Raw genomic sequence first — 1,086 nt, 5'->3', positions numbered from 1 at the left:
GTTGAATCAGTGTTTCCACACTGGTGGTTTGTTGAAGTTGTATCCTTAAGGCCAGTGAATTGACAAACATCCCAATCAGGGGCTGAGTTTGGGCATGGTGTCGGTTATCCGTCGGCGTCCCCAGAACGATATCATTTTGCCCGGATAATTTTGCCAGCGTGAGATAAAAGGCACTGAGCAGCACGGTATACAGGGTGGTTTCCTGTGCTTTTGCCAGATGCCTTAACTGTTCAGACAGCCGGGTGTTCAGCACAAACTTGCAATCTCGGCCCTGATAATTCACCCGTGTGGGTCTGGGATAATCGGTGGGCAAGGTTAGTGATTCATAACCGGACAGGGCTTGTTGCCAGTAAGCGAGCTGGTGTTCACGGACATCGCCCTGTAGATAGTCTCGTTGCCAGGCGGCGTAATCGCCGTAGGTAATCTCCAGCGGGGGAAGCGGGCTGTCACGACCTTCCCGTAAGGCGTGGTAAATCTCCGCCAGTTCAGCCATAAAGATATCGACCGACCAGCCGTCAATGGCAATATGGTGCCAGAGCATTAATAAGTAGTGTCGGCCAGACACCGAATAATGGCGCAGGCGCAGGCTGGGTTCTGCGGTCAAATCAAACGGGGTGGCTATTTCAGCCCGCACTGTGCTCAACAGCGTGCCAGCATTTTCACAGGGCTGGGACTGGATAACCCAATTTCTGTCCAGTTTCTGCGGGTAAACCTGTCCGTCATCATCGCTGCGGTACACCATCTTCATTACAGCATGGCGCTCAGCCAGCTGGTTAATGGCGGTTTCCAGCAGAGGCAGACAGGCATCATTATCCAGTTGAACCAGATAGGGGATATGGTAGGTATCGGAGCCTTGTTCAAATTGCTCGATAAAGAGCATCCGCTCCTGAGCAAACGATAAGGGATAACGCTCTCGTGCCAGATGAGGGATAACCGTATAAATCTGCTGTTCCATCTGGGTTGTCAGGCCCGCGATGGTTTTCAGCGCAAACAACTGCGCCAGTGAGACCTCGGTTGCCAGTATGCGGCGGATGGCGGTGGTCAGCCGAATTGCCGTCAGGGAGTTGCCCCCGATACGGAAGAAAT

General features: G+C 52.9%; 1 protein-coding gene. It reads right to left on the bottom strand.

Going from position 1 to position 1,086, the window contains the following annotated elements:
* The coding region (locus C6H66_RS25490) for a condensation domain-containing protein (RefSeq protein ID WP_248000839.1) at nucleotides 1-1,086 on the bottom strand (1,086 nt) is incomplete at both ends.

Origin of the sequence: Photorhabdus hindustanensis (assembly GCF_002968995.1) — a bacterium.
Classification (GTDB): Bacteria; Pseudomonadota; Gammaproteobacteria; order Enterobacterales; family Enterobacteriaceae; genus Photorhabdus; species Photorhabdus akhurstii.
The sequence above is the reverse complement of the archived record's forward strand: the minus strand, read 5'-3'. Positions and strand labels throughout refer to the sequence as shown.